At 53.3% G+C, this 20,402-nt stretch carries 24 protein-coding genes and 1 pseudogene; 19 read left to right on the top strand and 6 right to left on the bottom strand.

The features are described from left to right. A partial coding sequence (locus L5470_RS11245) for an RNA-guided endonuclease InsQ/TnpB family protein (RefSeq protein WP_499500030.1) occupies positions 1-1,093 on the bottom strand: 1,093 nt, incomplete at its 3' end. Between the two features lie 270 nt (positions 1,094-1,363). Between L5470_RS11245 and L5470_RS11250 the strand changes: the two are divergent. From L5470_RS11250 to L5470_RS11285, 8 genes and pseudogenes are all read left to right on the top strand, one after another. Further along, positions 1,364-1,642: pseudogene (locus L5470_RS11250) on the top strand (zinc ribbon domain-containing protein); the annotation flags it as partial. Between the two features lie 18 nt (positions 1,643-1,660). Then, positions 1,661-2,863: an anion transporter gene (locus tag L5470_RS11255; protein WP_099797913.1), complete on the top strand. Its 1,203-nt coding sequence runs from the start codon at positions 1,661-1,663 to the stop codon at positions 2,861-2,863. A 144-nt stretch (positions 2,864-3,007) separates the two neighbouring features. Then, the gene (moaC, locus tag L5470_RS11260) at positions 3,008-4,066 is read left to right on the top strand and encodes a cyclic pyranopterin monophosphate synthase MoaC (protein WP_499500031.1); all 1,059 of its coding nucleotides are present in this window, start codon (positions 3,008-3,010) and stop codon (positions 4,064-4,066) included. Next, positions 4,050-4,310: a MoaD/ThiS family protein gene (locus tag L5470_RS11265; RefSeq protein ID WP_099797917.1), complete on the top strand. Its 261-nt coding sequence runs from the start codon at positions 4,050-4,052 to the stop codon at positions 4,308-4,310. The genes moaC and L5470_RS11265 overlap by 17 nt, the downstream gene beginning before the upstream one ends. 38 nt (positions 4,311-4,348) lie before the next feature. Then, positions 4,349-4,747 (top strand): molybdenum cofactor biosynthesis protein MoaE, encoded by a 399-nt coding sequence (locus L5470_RS11270; RefSeq protein WP_499500038.1) that lies wholly within the window; start codon positions 4,349-4,351, stop codon positions 4,745-4,747. A 313-nt stretch (positions 4,748-5,060) separates the two neighbouring features. Next, positions 5,061-6,191, top strand: a complete 1,131-nt coding sequence (locus L5470_RS11275) for a sodium-dependent bicarbonate transport family permease (protein WP_099797921.1) — start codon at positions 5,061-5,063, stop codon at positions 6,189-6,191. 94 nt (positions 6,192-6,285) lie between these two features. Beyond that, on the top strand, positions 6,286-6,618 hold the full coding sequence (locus L5470_RS11280) for a P-II family nitrogen regulator (RefSeq protein WP_099797923.1): 333 nt from the start codon (positions 6,286-6,288) through the stop codon (positions 6,616-6,618). 199 nt (positions 6,619-6,817) lie between these two features. Further along, positions 6,818-7,063 (top strand): hypothetical protein, encoded by a 246-nt coding sequence (locus tag L5470_RS11285; RefSeq protein ID WP_099797924.1) that lies wholly within the window; start codon positions 6,818-6,820, stop codon positions 7,061-7,063. 131 nt (positions 7,064-7,194) lie between these two features. Here the strand turns inward: L5470_RS11285 and L5470_RS11290 are convergent, their stop codons facing one another. Then, positions 7,195-7,944 (bottom strand): DUF928 domain-containing protein, encoded by a 750-nt coding sequence (locus L5470_RS11290; protein ID WP_499500032.1) that lies wholly within the window; start codon positions 7,942-7,944, stop codon positions 7,195-7,197. 360 nt (positions 7,945-8,304) lie between these two features. Between L5470_RS11290 and L5470_RS11295 the strand changes: the two genes are divergently transcribed. After that, positions 8,305-10,002, top strand: a complete 1,698-nt coding sequence (locus tag L5470_RS11295) for an alpha/beta hydrolase (protein WP_499500033.1) — start codon at positions 8,305-8,307, stop codon at positions 10,000-10,002. Between the two features lie 21 nt (positions 10,003-10,023). Here the strand turns inward: L5470_RS11295 and L5470_RS11300 are convergent, their stop codons facing one another. Continuing rightward, complete coding sequence (locus L5470_RS11300; RefSeq protein ID WP_099797927.1) at positions 10,024-10,602, bottom strand: M23 family metallopeptidase; 579 nt, start codon at positions 10,600-10,602, stop codon at positions 10,024-10,026. A gap of 233 nt (positions 10,603-10,835) precedes the next feature. On the opposite strand from L5470_RS11300, the gene fldA reads away from it, so the two are divergent. Continuing rightward, complete coding sequence (gene fldA / locus L5470_RS11305; RefSeq protein WP_099797928.1) at positions 10,836-11,348, top strand: flavodoxin FldA; 513 nt, start codon at positions 10,836-10,838, stop codon at positions 11,346-11,348. 92 nt (positions 11,349-11,440) lie between these two features. Beyond that, the gene (locus tag L5470_RS11310) at positions 11,441-12,079 is read left to right on the top strand and encodes a Crp/Fnr family transcriptional regulator (RefSeq protein ID WP_499500034.1); all 639 of its coding nucleotides are present in this window, start codon (positions 11,441-11,443) and stop codon (positions 12,077-12,079) included. Here L5470_RS11310 and L5470_RS11315 read toward each other — a convergent pair. Further along, the gene (locus tag L5470_RS11315) at positions 12,047-12,223 is read right to left on the bottom strand and encodes a hypothetical protein (RefSeq protein ID WP_157768311.1); all 177 of its coding nucleotides are present in this window, start codon (positions 12,221-12,223) and stop codon (positions 12,047-12,049) included. The two genes, L5470_RS11310 and L5470_RS11315, sit on opposite strands and share 33 nt — an antisense overlap. Before the next feature lie 55 nt (positions 12,224-12,278). Here L5470_RS11315 and L5470_RS11320 point away from each other — a divergent pair, with 55 nt between their 5' ends. Together L5470_RS11320 and L5470_RS11325 are read left to right on the top strand one after the other, a co-directional pair. After that, positions 12,279-12,419, top strand: a complete 141-nt coding sequence (locus L5470_RS11320) for a hypothetical protein (RefSeq protein WP_448527288.1) — start codon at positions 12,279-12,281, stop codon at positions 12,417-12,419. 282 nt (positions 12,420-12,701) lie between these two features. Continuing rightward, a complete protein-coding gene (locus L5470_RS11325; RefSeq protein WP_448527287.1) occupies positions 12,702-13,859 on the top strand; it encodes a homospermidine biosynthesis protein in 1,158 nt (385 codons plus the stop codon). Here L5470_RS11325 and L5470_RS11330 read toward each other — a convergent pair. Both L5470_RS11330 and L5470_RS11335 read right to left on the bottom strand, forming a co-directional pair. Then, positions 13,856-14,602 (bottom strand): metal ABC transporter ATP-binding protein, encoded by a 747-nt coding sequence (locus tag L5470_RS11330; RefSeq protein ID WP_099797934.1) that lies wholly within the window; start codon positions 14,600-14,602, stop codon positions 13,856-13,858. The two genes, L5470_RS11325 and L5470_RS11330, sit on opposite strands and share 4 nt — an antisense overlap. Continuing rightward, positions 14,599-15,537, bottom strand: a complete 939-nt coding sequence (locus L5470_RS11335) for a metal ABC transporter substrate-binding protein (protein ID WP_499500035.1) — start codon at positions 15,535-15,537, stop codon at positions 14,599-14,601. The genes L5470_RS11330 and L5470_RS11335 overlap by 4 nt, the downstream gene beginning before the upstream one ends. A 241-nt stretch (positions 15,538-15,778) precedes the next feature. Between L5470_RS11335 and L5470_RS11340 the strand changes: the two genes are divergently transcribed. The 6 genes from L5470_RS11340 to L5470_RS11365 all read left to right on the top strand — a co-directional run bounded on the left by L5470_RS11340 (position 15,779) and on the right by L5470_RS11365 (position 20,077). Continuing rightward, a complete protein-coding gene (locus tag L5470_RS11340; RefSeq protein ID WP_499500036.1) occupies positions 15,779-16,786 on the top strand; it encodes a peptidylprolyl isomerase in 1,008 nt (335 codons plus the stop codon). Positions 16,787-16,877: 91 nt separating this feature from the next. Then, positions 16,878-17,306, top strand: coding sequence for a Spy/CpxP family protein refolding chaperone (locus L5470_RS11345; protein WP_099797938.1), 429 nt, complete (start codon positions 16,878-16,880; stop codon positions 17,304-17,306). Positions 17,307-17,352: 46 nt separating this feature from the next. Continuing rightward, positions 17,353-17,694 (top strand): metal-sensing transcriptional repressor, encoded by a 342-nt coding sequence (locus tag L5470_RS11350; protein WP_099797940.1) that lies wholly within the window; start codon positions 17,353-17,355, stop codon positions 17,692-17,694. Between the two features lie 48 nt (positions 17,695-17,742). Then, positions 17,743-18,033 (top strand): YggT family protein, encoded by a 291-nt coding sequence (locus tag L5470_RS11355; RefSeq protein WP_499500037.1) that lies wholly within the window; start codon positions 17,743-17,745, stop codon positions 18,031-18,033. Then, entirely contained in the window at positions 18,033-18,905 is an 873-nt protein-coding gene (locus L5470_RS11360) for a DNA adenine methylase (protein WP_099797944.1), read from the top strand. Before L5470_RS11355 ends, L5470_RS11360 begins: the two co-directional genes overlap by 1 nt. After that, positions 18,896-20,077 carry a molybdopterin molybdotransferase MoeA gene (locus L5470_RS11365; protein ID WP_099797946.1) on the top strand — a complete coding sequence of 394 codons (1,182 nt, stop codon included), beginning with the start codon at positions 18,896-18,898 and terminating at the stop codon, positions 20,075-20,077. Before L5470_RS11360 ends, L5470_RS11365 begins: the two co-directional genes overlap by 10 nt. Positions 20,078-20,402 lie beyond the last annotated feature (325 nt).

Below are 20,402 nucleotides of genomic sequence, written 5' to 3' on the forward strand. Positions count from 1 at the left end.
TGAGGATGTTCAGAGCCGCGTTCTGGTCTCTGTCCATCTCAAACCCACACCTAGGACAACTATGGGTTCTAGTGGATAAGGTTTTCACGACCCTATGCCCACAGTTACTGCAATCCTGCGTGGTGTACTGCGGCGGCACGCTGACTACTGCCTTGTCCCATACCTTACCGTAGTAGTCTAGCCAAGCAGTGAATTGAGACCAGCCAGCATCATGGATGGATTTGGCAAGATGATGATTCTTAACTAGATTCTTCACCTGCAAGTCTTCATACGCCACGACATCGTGAGATGCCACCACGCACCGTGCCTGCTTAATTGCCCAGTCTTTACGCTGGCGTTGAACTTTCAGATGTACTTTGCCTAGTCGCTTTCTTTGCTTGTGGTAGTTCTTGGATTGAGGTTTCGCCCCTTTCCTGAACTTCCGACTTAACCTGCGTTGATGCTGTTTTAACCTCCGTTCACTACGTCTTAAAAACTTAGGACAATCGACCGTGTTTCCGTTCTGGTCGGTGTAAAAGTGTTTTAACCCCAAGTCAATACCGATGACATTGCCTGTGTATTGTCCTTGCTCTTTGCGCTCTACATCCAAGCAGAATTGAGCATAGTACCCATCTGCCCTGCGTATCACCCGCACCCGATTGATTTTGGAGTTCAGGATATGGTGTCTTGCTTCTCCATTGCAGTACAGAGCAAACGAACCAGCATTAAAGTCATCAGTGAAGGTGATGGACATTCCATCTCCTGACAGCTTCCAGCCCGATACCTTGTATTCCACAGAACGGCAATGCTTCTTAAACTTGGGATACCCTTTCTTGATCGCCTTGTTTCTGCAGTTGGTATAGAAGCGAGAGATGGAAGCCCAAGCTCGCTCTGCACTTGCCTGCCTTGCTGATGAGTTTAACTTCTTGGCAAAGGCAAACTCTTTAGCTAAGTCTTTGCAGTGGGCATAGAGAACAGCTTTGTTTACGCTCTTGTTGTCCATCCAGTACCGCACACATTTGTTTCTGACAAACTGAGCGGTGCGGATGGCTTCATCCAGAGCCTGATACTGCTCTGCTGTGCCGTTTAGTAGCTTGGCTTCTCTGACTAACATAATGATATTTTATTACAGGCTTGACTTGATAAAACAGCGTGCGCCTTACATCCCTGCCCTCAAGGGCAGGGCTTTACGGCGTTTTTTCGGTAACCGAAGTTGGTTCAGAGGGTAGCGACCTTGACCACTGGATTTTTATCCCAGATTTGGGTAGATAAAATGCTCGTCTGCGACGCCAAGTTGCAAGGAACTAAAGACCAGTATCAGCGGCTCGATCAAGCGCTGCGGACTGGTCTTTTTGTTCGTAACAGCTCCTAGACATGCTCGTGTTGCGGCCATTTGGTTAAGATGTCCCTCAGCACTCGTCCTCATTTGTGCCAGTGCGGAACTGTTCTGGACAGAGACTCCAACGCAGCTATCAACATTTTGGAGCTAGGTTCATGTACTGTGGGGCACACAGGATCTTACGCCTCTGGAGAGGAGGCCGCTACTCATCTTCTGGAGACAGCGGTTGAGCACGTCACCTCGTTGCAGCAGGAACCTTCATCGGCGACGATGGAATCCTCTTCCTTCGCTGCGCTCAGGACGGGGAGGATGTCAAACCCTTAATCAACCCTGAAGTAGGCCATGATACACACGCCCAGTTGGATTCAATCGACAGTTTTAGGAGTGAGTTACCTAGCATTTGGGGTTGGCTCTATCCCTGGCTGGCAAATGAATCGTGCCACTATTGCTCTGGTCAGTGCAGCGGTTCTAATTGGCCTAGGTACCCTCACCCTAGATGAGGCGTGGCAGGCGATTGATGCAAATACCATCGTGTTTTTGCTCAGTATGATGGTGGTGAATGCCTACCTATCCTATGCCGGTTTTTTTAATCTGGCGTTGTTGTACGTGCTACGGTTTACCCGGAGTCCGTTGGGCTTACTGGGATTGTTAACGGTGGGGACGGGGGTGTTGTCGGCGTTTTTCTTAAATGACACCTTGGCGTTAGTGAGTACGCCGCTGACGGTGCAGTTGACGCGATCGCTAAAATTAAACCCTGTACCCTACCTGTTGGCGATCGCCGGTGCCACCAATATCGGTTCAGTCGCAACCCTCAGCGGCAATCCACAAAATATTCTGGTGGGGTCATTTTCGGGCATTCCCTACAATGAGTTTGCCCTAGCCTTAGCGCCGGTAGCCATTCTTGGCCTAGGGTTACAGGTTGGGCTGCTGTGGTTGCTCTATCCAGAGGTGCGATCGCTCCAGCCCTGTCCACCGCCTTCGCTGCCACGCTTGCGCACCTATCGACCCGTGTTGATCAAAACCCTAATTGTCACAGGTTTATTACTGACTGCCTTTATCATCGGCTTACCCCTAGCAGAGTCGGCTTTTTTAGCCGCTGCTGCCTTACTCGTCACCCGACGCATTAAACCCCAGCGCGTGTTGCAACAGGTGGACTGGTCCTTACTAGTGATGTTTTCCGGCTTGTTTATCCTCACCCGCTGTGTACAAGAATTGGATCTATTAGCGGGGTTAACGCCTTGGATTACCCATCCGGCGGGGCTGCTGGTGGTGACGGTGATTGTCTCAAATTTGATTTCTAATGTGCCAGCAGTGCTGCTTTTGCAGGGGGGAATCCCACCGGACGCGACCCAAAGCTGGCTGCTACTGGCGGCGGGATCTACCCTAGCCGGTAATCTGACGCTGTTCGGAGCGGTGGCCAATCTTATTACGGTTGAGGCGGCAACTACCGCAGGCTGTCGTCTTTCTTTTTGGCAACATCTGCGGTTTGGGTTACCACTGACCGCCATGACCCTGATGCTAACCTATGGGTGGTTGGTGTGGTAAGTCCTGTGCCTATGATTGTGATTGAGGATGTTGATGGCCATGGAAGACTGAGGTTCATTGGGCTTATGAATAGGTTTTAGTGATGAAAGCCAAGATTCGAACTGCGCAAGTACCATGCCATGGATCAGATTCGAGGTTAGCCCCATGTTCTCACACATTAATGAGAACCAACAACCGCAAATGGTAGATATTAGTGACAAAGACGTGAGCGATCGCCGTGCAGTGGCCGCTGCCCTCATTGAGTTGCCCCCTGTCTTTCTCGCTTACCAGCAGGAGAATGAGCTATGCCTGAAAAAAGGCGCCGTGCTGCAAACGGCCATCATTGCCGGCACCATGGCCGTGAAACGAACCGCTGAGGCCATTCCCTTTTGCCMCCCCCTMCCCATTACCGCCTGTCAGTTCCGCTGTGAACTGCTGCCCCTTGCGGACAAGCTGCAAATTCGCCTTGAGTGCGAGGTCAAAACCCGCGATCGCACCGGTGTGGAAATGGAAAGTCTCCACGGGGTTACTGTTGCTGCCCTCACTGTCTATGACATGTGCAAGGCGCTCAGTAGCAACATTGTGATTCGTGACGTACGCTTGCTGGCTAAAAGTGGCGGCAAAAAGACCCTCGGCCAATACCCCCTTTACGGCTTAGTCCTCACGGGCGGCAAAAGTGAACGCATGGGACGGGATAAAGCCCTCCTAGACTATTATGGTCAGCCCCACGCCCAATACCTCTACCACCTGCTGAGCCAGTATTGTGAACAGGTTTTTTTATCGGCGCGATCGCAGCAATGGCAGGGCACCCCCCTTGCCGACCTGCCGACCCTTGAGGATACTCTTCCCAGTGAAGGCCCCATCTCTGGGATTCTAACGGCCTTACGCACCTACTCCCAAGTGAACTGGCTAGTGGTGGCCTGTGATCTGCCCTACCTCAAGGCCGAAACGCTGTTTCCCTTACTCCAGCAGTACCGTGAAGATGTGGTAGCGACCTGCTATCATCATCCCCAAGAGCGTTTTCCTGAGCCGCTGTGCGCTATTTACACCCCCCAAGCCCTAGGGGTCTTTGAAGCGGCCTATGCAGCAGGAGAGCGCTGCCCGGTCAAGGTACTCCAGCAAGCGGTGTGCCATTGTATTGCTCCGTGCCACCCTACGACAACCGCTAACATCAACACCCCCGAAGACTATACCCACGCCTTGCACGATGTCCGCGCCCAATAGTCCTAAAATCATTCACCTGCGCTACTTTGCCCTCCTGCGCGAACAGGCGCACACCGAGAGTGAAGAGCGCCCCACCACTGCTGGTACCTATGCTGAACTCTATCAGGAACTCCAGAGGTGCTACGGCTTTTCACTGCCCCTAGGACAGATGAAAGTGGCTGTTAACGATACCTTTGTGGATCTCAGTACGCCTGTGCAGGAGGGGGATGACGTTGTCTTTATTCCACCGGTGGCGGGGGGCTAAAGGTGACTATTTGCCAGTTTTCCCTAGCGGCTGAGCCGTTGCATCCAGCGGTTCTCAGCCGCCCTTTGGCACATCTGGCGGCGGGTGCCTTCGTCAGCTTTGAAGGCTGGGTGCGCAATCACAACGCAGGCAAAACAGTGTTAGCCCTTGAGTATGAGGTCTATACCACCCTTGCCCTCAAGGAGGGGGAGCGCATCGTTGCGACAGCCATTGAGCGGTTTGACCTCCTCGGGGCGATCGCCTACCACCGTTACGGAACACTCCAACTAGGAGACATTGCTGTTTGGGTGGGCACCACGGCAGCGCATCGGCACCAAGCATTTGCTGGAACCGCCTATATCATTGATGAAATCAAATGCCGCCTACCCATCTGGAAGAAAGAGTACTATGCTGGTGCTCCTGCTACTTGGGTCTATTGCCGTGAGCATCGCCACTGACGAACCAGACGAGTGCCGCCTATCCACCATCAGATAAGCAACGCTGATTGATCGGATTTGAAACTTCTCTGTGTCGAATGAATTTTTTTTGAGATTTTTAGTATAGACTTACGCTCAGTCCAAAAGCAATTCACATAGATAAAATACTATGGATTGTTTGATTTTTAGATCAAGCTAAATAGGCACTCAATGACTTTGAAGCAAGTGATTGATCGGCCTTGATCAAGCTGATCTACGCCTGACTCATGAGCGCGATTACCGTCGCTGGTGTGCTGTTCTAACCCCTACTATCCAATTCACAGAGGAATGAACCGTGGATTTCTTGTCCAATTTCCTAATGGATTTCGTGAAGCAGTTGCAGTCCCCAACCCTCAGCTTTCTGTTGGGGGGTATGGTGCTTGCGGCTCTCGGAAGTCAACTCCAGATTCCGGAGTCAATTTGCAAGATCATCATCTTCATGCTGCTGGCTAAAATTGGCCTCACTGGGGGCATGGCCATCCGTAATTCCAATTTAACGGAGATGGTTTTACCTGTAGCATTCTCTATCCTGTTAGGGATTCTCATTGTCTTCATTGCCCGCTATACGTTGGCTAAGTTGCCCAAGGTCAAAACTGTGGATGCGATCGCCACCGGCGGCTTGTTTGGTGCGGTGAGTGGCTCAACAATGGCGGCTGCCCTAGCACTTTTAGATGAGCAAAAGGTTGCCTATGAAGCATGGGCAGGGGCGCTCTATCCCTTTATGGATATTCCAGCCCTTGTCACTGCAATTGTGATAGCCAACATTTATCTCAATAAGAAGAAGCTTGCTGCCACCGCCGAGTCCTCCCTAGAAGAGTCGCTCAGCAAGCAGTCTGTCGCCGCAGGGGAGTACTCTGACCCGCAAAATTACCCGAGCACGCGCCAACAGTACCTCCGGCTAAAGCAGCGACCTGAGAATGCTCGGGTCAAGATATGGCCCATTGTCCAAGAAAGTCTCCAAGGACCAGCTCTCTCAGCAATGTTGTTGGGAATTGCCCTTGGCCTGTTTGCTCGCCCCGAAAGTGTCTATGAAAACTTTTACAATCCCCTATTCCGTGGTTTGCTTTCGATCTTGATGTTGGTGATGGGAATGGAGGCATGGTCACGCATTGGCGAGTTGCGCAAGGTGGCTCAGTGGTACGTTGTATATAGTGTGGTGGCACCGATAGTGCATGGGTTGATGGCCTTTGGCCTTGGTATGATTGCCCATTACACGACGGGATTTAGTATGGGAGGAGTTGTGGTTCTCGCCGTCATTGCGGCCTCCAGTTCAGATATTTCTGGTCCTCCCACTTTACGTGCTGGTATTCCATCGGCGAATCCCTCCGCTTACATTGGTTCCTCCACTGCAATCGGTACCCCCATTGCAATCGGCGTGTGCATTCCCCTATTCTTCGGGTTGGCGCAGGCGATCGGTGGCATTTAGGGTTCGATAGGTCGTGGTCTGTACTTACTCTCTGGGCTGACCAGACCACATTAGATGAACATAGCCAATACACATCTGACAGGAGGTAACCACCATGGCTAAGCCAGCCAAAAAGCTCGTCATTGTCACTGAAAAGATTTTGCTCAAAAAAATCGCCGCCATCATTGAAGAAGCGGGAGCAACGGGTTATACAGTGATGCAGACGGGGGGCAAAGGCAGCCGCAATGTGCGCTCCTCGGGGCAACCGAACGTTTCTGATACAACGGCCAATATCAAGTTCGAGATACTTACCCCGGATCGCGATATGGCCGAGAGGATTGCAGACCAAGTCGCTGCGCAGTTTTTCATGGATTTTGCCGGCATTATCTATATCTGTGATGCGGAGGTGCTGTACGCCCATACGTTCTGTGGGCCAGAGGGCTGCTGAGTTAGGTGAGTCAAGACCCAAATAGTTGAGACCTATCTCGGCTGTCTGGGTCTTTTGGTTGACAGGTTCATCTCCATTGAGTCACGCAGTCCCTGTCCGTGCACGGGTGAATTTTTTGTAGATGTTTTCATAGGGAGGGGCACTGGACTACTGCCTCTACTATATCTGCATAGACTTTGATCAACATGGAGCAAACACCATGGACAAGTTTGACCCCACTCAGCTACGAAGCCAATTTGATAACACCAGTGAAGGCTGGCTAGTTCATGTATATAGTGGCGATCGCCGTCTGCTGTGCGTCTTGGACTCGTCCCATGCTTGGACGTTTTTGCTAGGCTGCGGGGTCGGTATTCTACTGGCGCTGGGGTGGTTTAATCTTGCCAAATACAGCCCATCTACGACGTATGTTCCGGCAACAACTCCCCCTCAGGGGCTGATTGATTAGCCTAACCATCAATCACATCTTTCAGGGGTAGCAGTCACAAAAAAGGGGGGCTAGCCCCCTTCTTCTAAAACTTATTGCTTTTTTAGGACGAGAGAGAGATCTAAGGTGCATTGATCGCCAACCCCCCTTGATTAGTTGGGCTGCAGCCGTTGCACCATCAGGGGGTTACTCAGGCGATTCAGCCCCACGCCATCCGCTGTCATTAACTCGGTCCACAGGGTTGCCGTTTTGGTGTCGTTGGGTTGCTGCTGCCGTAGGTTGACCAAAACATTGAGGGCATCGTACCAAAGACCATTGGCCGCCAGTAATTCATAGGCTTCCACTGGGGTTGCCTTGGATAACTGCTTGGCCAACGCTTCAGGCATTGGAACCCGCTGTACCCATCCTTCCACAAAGCGAATTTGCGAGGGATCAGGATCGGCAGGGTTACAAATGAGACTCACTGTCCAACGGTAATCAACCCCTTCCATGAGGGGCGGCACCTTGCCATCCAGAGTGAGGCTATCCAAGCGAGGACGACCCGCTAAGGGCAAGGTCTGGGAATAGATTTGTACCTGCCCACCATCAGGTCGAGACTGAAACAGGGTAAACTCCATCGCTTGATAATTATTGGCGGGTAGATACCAATAAAACGTGGGTCGATTGGCTGTTGTCAAGCCAATGTTGGTGACCGGAACTAGAGTAGTCAGGTCAGGTTCTGTTGCACTCGTTTCTACTTTGCACGCCCCACGGGTTGCCGCCCCTTCACGGTTCCCCGGACGCGACAAATTAGCGGGGGGGGTAAAGCCTGCCCAACTGACGCCAGCATTTAGAAGCACCGCCGCCAACCCCCATGACAGAATATGAGTCATTGAAATGGGACGATATGGGTAAGTCTTCATGGATTTAATCCTTAATATCACGCACAATAGGCAGAGATTTATAACCCGAAGCAGTCACTGAACTAACCTACTGCCACACTATTACCTTACTTGAAGGAGTAAAGGCCAAGGGTGATGCTGCCAATGCTGTTGTCATGATCATTATCACGATGCGTAGTTGATGAGAGACACATTCACCCTTCTAGACCTAATTACCCATAGGTATGGGCATTTCTCGATACGACGGTTGCAACCGTACCAGAGTTCCCAAGAAACGAAGGCCAGGGCAGGGAATGGTTCCGGTAGTTGCTGTCTATACTGGAAGGTATATTTACTAGCTAGTTTGTTTTTTCATTACCATCTTTTAGGGCTTGTTAGTCCGTGAAGAGATACTCTGGAAACGCTGATTGGTCATGGCTGCTGTTTGTTATAACAGGAGCGGTAATTTTTGGGTCAGCTTCCTTTAATAGCTCAGCTCAGGCAGCAGAAACAATTATTTTCCGCTATGGTTTTTTGGAGCGATCGCTAGCGGTTAACGACTTAGAAACCTTTGTGGAAACTGGGGCTGTTTCAGCGGAGTTAGGTGCCTACTTGCGCCTGTTACCCCTTGCGCGCCGGCAACAGCTGCGATCGGCACTGCAAGAACGGCTGCGTCTTTCACCAGTGGCTGTGGCGCAACTTCTCTACTCCCCTTTAGGTAAAGAACTATTAAATCAGGCGGCAACAATTATTCAAACCCAAGCTCGCCACAGTAATACCTATGCCCTCCGTGCTGCGCTGATTACTGCCGCTGCTGACCCTGAGGGTTTAACTGCCCTGAGCCTGATTCGCCACTATCCCTCGAGGAGCATCCGCGTTGACTTACAAAAAGGGTTAACCATTCTWAAAAACTTTCAAGCCACTATCCGTGAAACCGAAACAATTTTAGACGTGGTGCGGCGGCAGTCAGTGGTGGATGAGTGGCAGCAAAACGTCCCCGCAGTACAATCGCTACTATACCCCGGCGGGGGACGTTGGCTGGAAATGCCTTGGGTCATTGAGGATCGCTCGCCGCGCCGCTTACAGTTAACAGGACACCCCCGTACCATTGAAGTGGATGTTTACTTGCCCCTTGTGGCTGCCCAGCAATTGGTGCCCGTGGTTGTTATTTCCCATGGCTTGGGCGCAAATCGCCACAGCTATCGCTATTTGAGCCAGCACTTGGCCTCCCATGGCTTTGCGGTGCTTGCCCTTGAGCACGCAGGAAGTTCTACGCGGCAACTTTTGTCTTTTCCGGTGGGTTATACCAGTGCCTATGCAGCGGCACAAGAGTTTCTGGATCGCCCTTTGGATGTCACCTTTGTTCTGAATCACCTCAGTGAATTTCCCGAGCAGTTACACCCATGGCAGGGGCGGCTCAACCTTGAGGGCGTTGCCATGATTGGTCAGTCCTTTGGCGGCTATACTGCCCTAGCCCTTGCAGGGGCGCGTCTTGACTTTGAACAGTTGGCGCGCCACTGTCCCAGTAACATTCTGGATTCGTTTAATGTGTCGCTGTTGTTGCAGTGTCAAGCCCAAATGTTACCGCCGTGCACCTATCACCTCCAAGACCAGCGAATTAAGGCGGTGTTAGCGGTGAATCCAATTACCAGTGCCCTGTTTAGCCCGCGATCGCTGGCGCAATTGACTATCCCGGTTATGTTTGTGGCTGGTAGTAATGATACGATCGCCCCCGCGGTGTCTGAGCAAATCTATCCCTTTACATGGTTGACCACGCGCGATCGCTACCTCGCCCTGATTGACGATGCCACCCATTTTTCAACCATTGGCGAAGCTCGGGACAATGAACCCGTTATGCCGGTGCCTGCTCGCTTTGTGGGGGCTACGCCACCGCGATCGCGGGCGTACCTGAAGGCATTGAGCCTAGCGTTTTTGCGCGCTCACCTCCTAGAGGATGAAACGGCGCGCCAGTGGCTTACCCCCGCTGCTGCGTCGGCTCTGAGTATTCCACCCCATTCCCTGAGCTTGACCCACTCCTTGGCAACACCGATGCTGGATACAGCCTTGGATCAATTGGCAGTTACCCGCCGCGATCGCTAAGGGCGGCGACACACATTGGGGCTAGCGCTGCGCCTGAGTGCCATACATCGCCTGCAACACAACCGCAGGGTTCACCAGTTGACCGCGATGCCGCAACGTCCAGTGTAAATGAGGACCGGTGGTTCGCCCTGTCATCCCCACTCGGCCAATGCGCGCCCCCGTGGGTACTCGCTGTCCCTCTAAAATGAGCACTCCCCCTGGGCGATCTACCATGGCGCGGCCTTGGGGGGTTTGCTCAACTCGACCTTTCATGTGGCAATAGACGTGCTCCCATGCCCCTGAACGGATTCGCACCAAGGTGCCACAGGCGGTATCGTCCGAGACTTCAATCACCTGACCTGCCCACCAGTTACGAATGTAACTGCCTTCGGGGGCAGCAAAGTCAAGACCATTGTGGAATTCTGTGGTTGGTTCCCCCGTGGGCGATCGCCGGTAGCCGAAGGGTGAGCTATAGCCCTGAAAATTTTCTACAGGAAATGAAGCATCATTCCAGCGTAAGGTTCCTTGGCTACTATTTTGGGACGGTTGGCTCAGCTTGGGACTGCCCAGCACACCACCAAGGGCGATCGCCAATGCCAGACTGATTCGCTGCCAGTGCATAGTTCAACTCCTCACCATCTCTTTTTAGCCTACGGCTTTAGACCACTGTTGATGCACACCGTTCCCTATTCTAGGGGCACCCCCTTGTTTTCGCACTCCACCCTTGAAGTTTATTGAGATTTTATTGCAATAATAGGCTAGGGGAATTTAGCCAACCATTGCCCCTGTTGTCCCGATTGCCCCAGATAGCCCTAGGAGAACACCACCGTGAAACGATTTAGAGGACGTTATCAATGGCAAAAATTGGCCTATTCTACGGCACCCAGACCGGCAACACCCAGATGATTGCCGAAAAGATTCAGACTGCTTTTGGTGGAGCAGACATCGTCGCACTGCACGACATTGCCGATGCCGAACCAGAAGATTTTCGCAACTACAGTTACCTGATTATTGGCTGCCCCACGTGGAATATTGGCGAGTTACAGGCTGACTGGGAGGGATTCTACGATGAGCTAGAGGCAATTGACTTCAGCAACAAAAAAGTGGCCTACTTTGGTGCCGGCGATCAGGTGGGCTACGCGGATAACTTTGGCGATGCCATTGGCATTCTTGAGGCCAAAATTAGCGAGCAGGGCGGCAGCACCGTCGGCTATTGGCCTACCACTGGCTACGACTTTAATGAGTCGAAAGCGCTGCGGGGCAACCAATTTGTGGGGTTGCTCATTGATGAAGACAACCAATCTGAGCTAACGGATCAACGCATCCAACAGTGGGTGGCACAGCTAAGGACTGAATTCGATCTTTAGGCCTGCTGCGGGCAACTCTCTGAAACGGGCGCGAGGGTTGCCTCAATATTCTGATAATGATAATCAGCCTTAAAATACTTAAGGGGGTAGCCATGCTAGAGCTTGACCTACGCACCTATGCCGACAAAACTTACCGGCTCCACGATCTACAGCCCAAAGCCTCGGTGCCGCTCCAAGAGCGGTGTTGGCTGGTGCAATCGGGGACAGTAGAGATCAACCTTGTCGATAGCGAGGGAATGCTGTGTTTTGTTGGACTGGCCACAGCGGGCATGGCTATTTTGGGGCTCCCTTCTATTTGCTATGAAATTGAGGCGCTGCAACCGAGCCGCTTGCTCTCCTTTAGCCCTGCTGAGGTAGAGCAGTCGAGCCACCTCCTGCGGCTGTTGTGGGAAGGCCAACAGTGCCGCCAGTACTACAGCGATTTATTGCTGCGGGCAACCCACTACCCCACCGCCCTAGAGCAATTGCACGAGGTGCTGGTCATCTTGGCGCAGCTCCTTGGCATCAGAACACCGGCAGGGGTGCGGCTGCCCCTGCGGCTGACCCACGCGCGCTTGTCTCACTATACGGGCATTAGTCGCGTGACGGTGACTCGTTTGCTGAAAGAACTGTTACAGCAGCAGCGCCTATCTTGGCAGCGCGATCGCCACTTGACGCTGCCCGCAAGTTGTGTCCCATCACCCCCCATCCTCCCTTGCTCAATAGCGTTGGCGCCAAAAGGTCAGCACTGACCAAAGGCCGGTCAACCAACTGGCAAGAGCCAAAATAAGGAGAATGCCACCGGGGATCATCGTCAGCCAGCCGATGCCACGCAAAACGTACAGACTCAGAAACAGACTAAAACAAACAGCAAAGGTGTAATAGGCAGCGCGCACAGCAAATCGGGTGACGAAGTGTTATAGTTTACTTCGTAATGTAAGGGCATGAGACTTGTCAACAGTGAAACACTTAGCGTTGATGGGTGATCCCAACATCACAACTTGGTATCTAGAAATGGGTCTGCGGCAGCGGCGCGCTGCCATTCCTGCCCTATCGGTTGTGGATAACTGTGAAGGACCTAGTATGAGCTGATCGGCCTGCAACTTGAGGTTTGCGCCCTTGGCGTAAACTGGGTCGATCAGACGTAGTCAAGCGTTTTATTACATGTCTAACCTCTGAGGGTAGCCAGAAAAAGCTACTGGGGATTCATACCTAGCTTGTAGGACAAGCCATCTCTCCAGCGCAGATGACATTTTTGAGCGCTACCCCTCTGAGAATCAGCAACTCCAGCACAGTTGGCGTGGCGGTTATGTCTGTGAAACAGTCCCCAGCATCACTGGCTGTGCCTGTCTCTATTGTCTTGCGAGGTCAACTATGTCAGCATTTGCCACCCCTATTACCCCCGCTCCGATTCCCGACAACATTAGCCTTACGGATCTCATTGATAACTACTTCACGGCCTATAACTCCGGTCGTTTACGCGAACTGTGCCATCTGCTTGCCCAGCGGGTGCTCCAGCCAGAGGTGACTGTTGGTCTCAGTCTTTCCGGTGCCATGACCCCCACAGGCTTAGGGATTTCTGCCCTAGCGCCCTTAGTACGAGCGGGGTTTATCGACTACATCATCAGTACAGGGGCAAATCTCTACCACGATATTCACTACGCCTTGGGTATGGAACTTTACGCAGGGCATCCGTTTGTAGATGATGTGCAACTGCGGCAGCAGAGCAAGATTCGTATCTACGACATTATCTTTGACTACGATGTGCTCCTAGAAACCGATGCCTTTTTGCGGCAGGTGCTGCGCAGCGAAACGTTCCAGCACCGCATGGGAACTGCTGAGTTCCACTATCACTTGGGTCGCTATGTTCGCGAACTTGAGATCCAGCGGGGGCAACCCCATTCTTGCTTACTGGCAACAGCCTACGAGTGTGGGGTGCCCATTTACACCTCCTCTCCTGGGGATAGCTCCATTGGTATGAATGTGGCGGCGATCGCCCTCGAAGGCTCCAAACTGGTGATTGACCCGGCCATTGATGTCAACGAAACCGCGGCCATTGCCTACTTTGCTCGCGAAGCCGCTGGCGGAACTGGCAAAAGTGCCGCCCTGATCATTGGCGGGGGCAGCCCCAAAAACTTCCTGCTGCAAACCCAGCCGCAAATCCATGAGGTGCTGGGCTTACCTGAACGGGGGCACGATTACTTTATTCAAATTACGGATGCTCGACCAGATACAGGCGGGCTATCGGGGGCGGTGCCGAGCGAGGCTGTTAGCTGGGGCAAAGTGGATCCCCAAGGGCTACGGGATACGGTGGTGTGCTATACCGACAGCACCATTGCCCTGCCGATTCTCACCGCCTACTGCCTCAATCGCTGTCCATCTCGTCCACTGAAGCGGTTGTACGATCGCCGGGGTGAAATGATAGAGCGGTTGCAGGAGCTTTATTTGCAAGCACAACTCCAGCAGAAAGTCCAAGACATCCCCCCCCCTGTAGCCACCTATCCCTGTGGCACGCCGATTCGCCGCAGCTAGCCACCCTCTCGGGGGATCTGTGCGGATCCCTCGAAGGCTCGGGCAAGGTTTTCCGGTGTAAAGACCTCCGCCGTAGTGCCGTATGCTAGGATGCTTCGGTTTACAAGGATCACCTGATCGCAAAAGGTGGTAATTGAGGCCAGATCGTGGGTCGAGATCAGAATTGTGCGCCCCGCCTGCCGCTCTGCCAAGAGTAAATCAATGATGAGCTTCTCGGTTTTGATGTCCACCCCCGCAAAGGGTTCATCCAGCAGCAGCACCGCTGCCTCTTGGGCAAAGGCACGGGCTAAGAACATGCGTTTCTTTTGCCCCCCGGACAGTTCGCCGATTTGGCGGTGGCGCAGTGGCCAGAGTTCAACTTGCTCAAGGCTTTGGCGCACTCGTTGGCGGTCGGCTGCCCGCGGTTGCCGCAGCCAGTTCATTTTGCCGTAGCGTCCCATCATGACTACATCCCAAACCCGCAGCGGAAACTGCCAGTCCACGTCTTCGCTTTGGGGCACATAGGCCACAAGGGAACGCCGCTGTACCTGCCGCAGGGGCAGACCATGGATGTGCACTTGACCCCTCACGGGCTGCACAAACCCCATGATGGCCTTAAAGAGGGTGGATTTACCGGCACCGTTCATCCCGACAACGCCACAGATTGTCCCTGCGCTGAGTTGCAGCGTGGCACCGTAAAGAGCAATCGTGCGGTGGTAGGCTACGGTAACATTTTGCAGGTCAATGGCGGGCTGGGGAATCATGGTGTGTTTTTTCCAGTGAGGCCGTTAAGGAGGGTGTCAATGTTGTATCTGAGCAACTCTAGGTAGGTGGGGGCATTCCCCCCTGGCGGGGAGAGGGAGTCCACATAAAAAATGCCCGCAAAGGTTGCCCCTGACTCGCGGGCTACTTGCTGTTGGGGCGCTGGGTTGACGGTGCTTTCACAAAAAACAGCGGGAATTTTTTGCGCTCGTACCGTGGCGATCGCCTGTGCCATCTGCTGGGGGGTTCCCTGCTGATCAGCGTTCACTGGCCACAGATAAACTTCCTGAAGTTCATAGTCTCGCGCTAGGTAGGAAAAGGCACCCTCACAGGTGACGATATAGCGTTGGTTGGCTGGCAGCACGGCTAACGCTTGCCGCAGTTGTTGATCTAAGGCTTGAATGGCTGCTTTGTAGGCAGCGGCATTGGCGGCGTAGGTGGCGGCTCCCGCCGGATCCAATTCAGTGAAAGCCTTGCGAATATTTTCGATGTAGATCAGGGCATTTTGCGGTGACATCCACGCATGGGGATTGGGCTTCCCTCGGTAGGCATCCGCAGTAATGGGCATGGGCACAACCCCTGCGGTGAGGGTAACCCGTGGTACATTGGGCAAGCTGTTGTAAAAACGATCGCCCCAACGCTCTAGACCTAAGCCATTTTCCAGAATTAGGGCCGCCTGTTGGCCGCGCACCAGATCGCTGGGGGTGAACTCATAGCCGTGAACTTCAGCGCCGGGTTTAATTAGGGATTCAACTCGTAGGCGATCGCCCGCCACCTGCTGCGCCATATCCGCTAATACGGTAAACGTCGTAAGCACTAACGGCCGCTCCTGCGCTTCGGTTTGGGTTTCAGCAACCGGGGCACTGCTCTGGGGCGGAGGGGCGGCACAACCACCCACCAATAACACCCCTACCAATACCCACCGCAAACCAGCCATGCCTTTCATAATTCTTTCATAATTTCAGCCTAGCACAGGCCGGTTAATAATCATGACAAAGAAAATGAAATCTCTCCCCTTGGAGGGCGATCGCCCCGTCCGATACACTGAGGGGAAGGAGTCCTCGGAGGGAACGGTGAAAAGACACAAACATTGGCTCGGTATTGTCGTTGTTCTGTTATGGCTAGGAACGCTTGTTATCTCTCCAGTACCAGCAGTTGCCCTACCAACGTCCCCGGCCTTGTTCGCACGGCTACCTCAAGGCAATGCCGTCACGGATCCCAAAGCCTTATTACGCCTAGCCTTACCCATTAACAACCCCACCGCCCGGGAGTTGCAAAGCGATCTGGAGCAAATTTCCTTTCTGGTACGCGGTAAGCAATGGTCAAAAATTGCCAGCAACATCAATAAAGCCAAAGCCATTGTGCGCGATCGCGCCGATGAACTCTTGAGCAGTATTGCCCCCGAACAACAGGACAAAGCGAAAGCCCTGCTGGCGGATTTAACAGACTCCCTCGAGCGCCTCCAGACAGCCGCCGAAACCAAAGATCGCAGCCAGCTTCTGCCCGCTAAAGCCGCAGCGCTTGACCTGGTGGGGGATTTAGAGGCCATGATGGTGCAAGACTACAACTACACCCCCCCCAAAGAGTATGCCCACCTACCCCAGTTGCGCGGACGAGCCACCGTCGTCATGGAAACCTCCAAAGGCAACCTCACCATTGTGGTGGACGGCTATAGTGCCCCCCTCACCGCTGGCAATTTTATTGACCTAGTGCAGCGGCATTTCTACGATGGCTTACCCTTTACCCGTGCCGAAGAGTCCTACGTGTTGCAGGCCGGGGATCCCCCAGGCCCAGAAGACGGCTTTATCGATCCACAAACCAAACAGTACCGCACCATTCCCCTTGAAATTCTTGTTGAGGGGGACAAATCTCCCCTCTACGGCATCACCTTAGAGGATGCTGGTCGCTACCTTGAGCACCCAGTACTACCCTTTTCCGCCTACGGTACCCTTGCCTTAGCGCGCCCGAACGATGATCCCAATGGTGGCTCTTCCCAGTTTTTCTTTTTACTCTTTGAGCCAGAACTCACCCCTGCCGGGCTAAACCTCCTAGATGGCCGCTATGCCGTATTTGGCTACGTTATTGAGGGCGAAGAGACCCTCCGGCAACTGCGCCAAGGGGATAAGATTCTGTCGGTGAAGGTCGTGGATGGCCTTGAAAATTTGGTTCAGCCTGCAACAACTTAGCTCTTGCCGGCTGCTAGCCACACACTGGGGTTTGCTAAAATGGCGGTGCAACCCTCATCAAGGGGTTGTAGGTTCCGTGTGAGGAAAACTCATGCCATTACGTCAGCAATTGCTTTTGGGATGCGCCACGGTGGTTCTCGCCTTGGCAAGTGTGGGGTCGAATGCCGCGCCGCTGCCCAAGTGGATGGAGCGCCTCAACCTCAACCCCCAGCAAACCCAGCAAATGCAGGCGGTAGAGCGCAAATATAGTGAAACTGTGCGGCAGCAGCAAGCAGCCCTGAATACGGCAGAGGAGACACTAGAAAAACTCATGGTAGCAGGTGCACCCACCGCCCAACTCCAGCAGCAATTTGATCAAGTGATGCGTTTGCGAGAAACCCTGCATCGCACTCGTTTTGCAGCCGCTGTAGAAGTTCAACAGATTCTCACTCCAGCACAACGGCAGCAACTATCGGCGATGAATCGGCAACGGCTAGAAAACCTGCGGAACTCTCTCCGGCAGGGCACAATGATGCCATAGCTTGGCTCAGCCGCCTGAATGCTATGACCTGAAAAGGAGTTTCGCGATGGGTACTGAGTCCCACTCTCACTCCCCTGAGTCACCCTCTGTGCCGCCTCGTTTGCACACTCACCCCCACCACCACAGTGAAGCATCGCTGCGGGCCATTATGAATCGCCTAGCTCGCATTGAAGGCCATGTGCGGGGGATCAAAACCATGGTGCACGAGAGCCGTCCTTGCCCAGAAGTGCTGATTCAAATTGCAGCGGTGCGAGGGGCACTGGATCGAGTGGCGCGGTTAATTCTAGATGAGCACCTGAATGAGTGTGTAACCCGCGCTGCCCAAGAGGGGCGGATTGATCAGGAATTGGCGGAACTCAAGGCGGCGCTGGATCGCTTCTTGGGCTAGGGAATCCCATTTGATACACTAGGTGAACATTGGTTTCTGCACAGGTCTATGTCTGCTGTTATTGCTGCTAACTGGTTTCTGGGGGTTGTTTTTGCTGTATTTACCCTAGTGTTCATCGTCCGCATTGTGTTGACGTGGTATCCCCAAACCAATGTGCAAGGGCCGCTCAAGCTGATTTACTGGCTATCAGAACCCGTGTTGGCACCCACGCGGCGGGTCATCCCCCCCTTGGGAGGGGTGGATATTAGCCCAATTATCTGGGTGGGCATTGTGACCTTGCTGCGACAGCTTTTAGTGGGGTCGCAGGGGTTATTGTTTCTCCTGTTTCCGCCAGCTTAGTGACCACGATCGCACCGGAGGTTAAACCGTTCCTCAAATGGGCCGGAGGAAAGTCGCAACTTCTTGGCCAAATAGCTCCCTATTTACCCACGCAGTGCCGTTGCTATGCGGAGCCGTTTTGCGGTAGCGCAGCGCTGTACTGGTATGTGTACCGGCAATCGCAGCAGGGCGCGTTTTCCTTGCAGCAGGTACGCTTAGGCGATCGCAATCCAGAACTCATCAATTGCTATGAAATGGTGCGCGATCGCGTTGAGGATCTGATTCTTCTGTTGAGTGAGTATCGCCAGCAGCACAGCAAAACCTTCTACTATCATATTCGCAGCCTAGCGCACCAGCAGTTAGATCCCCTGACGCGGGCAGCGCGACTGATCTACTTAAATAAAACCTGTTTCAATGGCTTGTACAGGGTCAATCGTGCCGGTCAGTTCAATGTGCCTATGGGCAGCTATCGCAATCCCCAGATCGCCGATGCAGCAACCTTGCGTTTAGCGAGTGCCGCCTTGCAAAATGTTTGCCTTGAGGTGGCAGACTTCCCGGCAGTGCTCCAGTGGGCCAGCGCTGGTGACTTTATCTACTTTGACCCTCCCTACTATCCCCTTTCTAAAACCGCGAGTTTTACCAGTTATACCCATCATCCCTTTGGTGCCGCAGAGCACCATGCCTTGGCTGAGGTCGTGGCAGAGTTGGATCGGCGGGGGTGCTACGTAATGGTGAGTAATGCTTGGGTTGAACCGGTGCTGAGCCTATACCAGCGGTGGCAATGTATTGAACTCAAGGCAGGGCGGGTCATTAATGCCCACGGCCATAAGCGGGGCAAAATTAGTGAGCTACTGGTCATTAACTACCCTCGGGAGGGTGAGGGATGCCCTTAATCAGCGTCAACACTGCTGCGGCACTTATTCGGCAGCATTTACCCGATTGGGGAACGGAAATCGTGTCCTTGAGTACCCTGCACCCTCGGATACTCGCAGAACCAATTCTTAGCGATCGCCCCTATCCCCCCATTGACCGGATTATGATGGATGGCATTGCCCTGAATTGGCAGCATTATGACGCTGGCCAGCGAACCTTTCCAATTCTTGGCACTGTGGCAGCCGGGGATGTGCCACCGCCCTTGAGCGATCCTAGCGCCTGTTTTGAAGTCATGACAGGAGCGGCTCTGCCCCAGGGCTGTGATTTAGTGATTCCCTACGAAGCCCTAGAGATCAAAGAGGGCATAGCGTCTATCCGACACCCTGAGCCATGGCTGCCCTACCAGTTTGTCCACCGCTGTGGCAGTGATGCCCCTGCCGGAGCCGTTATTTTGCCTGCTGGCACTCCTCTTCACAGTCCAGCGTGGGGGATTCTTGCCTCTGTGGGGCACACTCAAGTGAGGGTCAAACGTTATCCGCGCACCCAACTGATTGCCACCGGCAATGAACTGGTGGCACCGGAGCAAACACCCAACCCCCATCAATTGCGGCTCTCTAACACCTATGCCCTTGCGGCAGCATTGCAGCGCCAAGGCTACTCCCAAGTGAGTCTGACCCATCTGCCGGATGATCCCCAACGGTTAGCGCAGCACTACCAAGCAGCCAGCCAAACCCATGATTTACTCATCTATTGCGGTGGCGTGTCCAAAGGCAAATTTGATTATTTACCGCAGCTGTGGCAGCAACAGGGGGTGCAGCAATATATCCATGGGGTAGCGCAGCGACCGGGAAAACCGCTGTGGTTTGGGATCGATCATCAACGTCAAACGGCTGTTTTTGGCCTGCCCGGAAACCCCGTCTCTAGCTTGGTCTGCTTGCATCGGTATCTGCTAGAAACACCCGTACTCTACGCTCGCTTAGCTGCACCCGTTCATTTTGAAAAACCCTTAGCCTACTTTTTACCCGTTAAACTAGAAACCACCCAAAATGCTGAACTGGTCGCTCACCCGCGCCCCATGCAAAACTCTGGTGATTTCTTGGCCTTAGCCGATACAGATGGCTTTGTTGAACTGCCAGCAGAGCAGCAGACATTTGCCGCAGGGGAGTGTTACCGCTATATCCCTTGGAGTTAACTCATGAGGGGTTCGGGGAGCGATACGTCCCACGCTGTAGCCGTAGGGTCAGCGTCGGAAGTCGGAAGAATGTCACATCGGGTAGGGCTGGAAGCCCCGTACTTCAGTGCGGGGAGGAAAGCTCCTTTAGCAACTTCAGTTGTTTTAGGTTATAATTGTACTGCGGACACCAGAAACGGTTGTTCAAGGCACTGGTAACGGTCGATTGGGGGTGTTGTAAACCACCCCAGAGGCTCGCGGTTGGCTTGCTAACTGCAGGGCTACTAAAAACTCCCTGCTTTAGCTGGGAGTAGTTTACACCCGAAAGTCATACTTAATACTCAGC

Source organism: Synechococcus sp. PCC 6717 (assembly GCF_022698185.1).
Classification (GTDB): Bacteria; Cyanobacteriota; Cyanobacteriia; order Thermosynechococcales; family Thermosynechococcaceae; genus Thermosynechococcus; species Thermosynechococcus lividus.

Excerpts from the sequence above, each read along its gene's own strand:
- L5470_RS11310 (WP_499500034.1), top strand. The coding sequence starts at position 11,441 with ATGCTAGAGCTTGACCTACGCACCTATGCCGACAAAACTTACCGGCTC.
- L5470_RS11265 (WP_099797917.1), top strand. The coding sequence starts at position 4,050 with ATGTCCGCGCCCAATAGTCCTAAAATCATTCACCTGCGCTACTTTGCC.
- L5470_RS11300 (WP_099797927.1), bottom strand. The coding sequence starts at position 10,602 with ATGCACTGGCAGCGAATCAGTCTGGCATTGGCGATCGCCCTTGGTGGT.
- L5470_RS11325 (WP_448527287.1), top strand. The coding sequence starts at position 12,702 with ATGTCAGCATTTGCCACCCCTATTACCCCCGCTCCGATTCCCGACAAC.
- L5470_RS11290 (WP_499500032.1), bottom strand. The coding sequence starts at position 7,944 with ATGAAGACTTACCCATATCGTCCCATTTCAATGACTCATATTCTGTCA.
- L5470_RS11330 (WP_099797934.1), bottom strand. The coding sequence starts at position 14,602 with ATGATTCCCCAGCCCGCCATTGACCTGCAAAATGTTACCGTAGCCTAC.
- L5470_RS11255 (WP_099797913.1), top strand. The coding sequence starts at position 1,661 with ATGATACACACGCCCAGTTGGATTCAATCGACAGTTTTAGGAGTGAGT.
- L5470_RS11280 (WP_099797923.1), top strand. The coding sequence starts at position 6,286 with ATGGCTAAGCCAGCCAAAAAGCTCGTCATTGTCACTGAAAAGATTTTG.
- fldA (WP_099797928.1), top strand. The coding sequence starts at position 10,836 with ATGGCAAAAATTGGCCTATTCTACGGCACCCAGACCGGCAACACCCAG.
- L5470_RS11355 (WP_499500037.1), top strand. The coding sequence starts at position 17,743 with ATGTCTGCTGTTATTGCTGCTAACTGGTTTCTGGGGGTTGTTTTTGCT.
- L5470_RS11285 (WP_099797924.1), top strand. The coding sequence starts at position 6,818 with ATGGACAAGTTTGACCCCACTCAGCTACGAAGCCAATTTGATAACACC.
- L5470_RS11365 (WP_099797946.1), top strand. The coding sequence starts at position 18,896 with ATGCCCTTAATCAGCGTCAACACTGCTGCGGCACTTATTCGGCAGCAT.
- L5470_RS11350 (WP_099797940.1), top strand. The coding sequence starts at position 17,353 with ATGGGTACTGAGTCCCACTCTCACTCCCCTGAGTCACCCTCTGTGCCG.
- L5470_RS11345 (WP_099797938.1), top strand. The coding sequence starts at position 16,878 with ATGCCATTACGTCAGCAATTGCTTTTGGGATGCGCCACGGTGGTTCTC.
- L5470_RS11335 (WP_499500035.1), bottom strand. The coding sequence starts at position 15,537 with ATGGCTGGTTTGCGGTGGGTATTGGTAGGGGTGTTATTGGTGGGTGGT.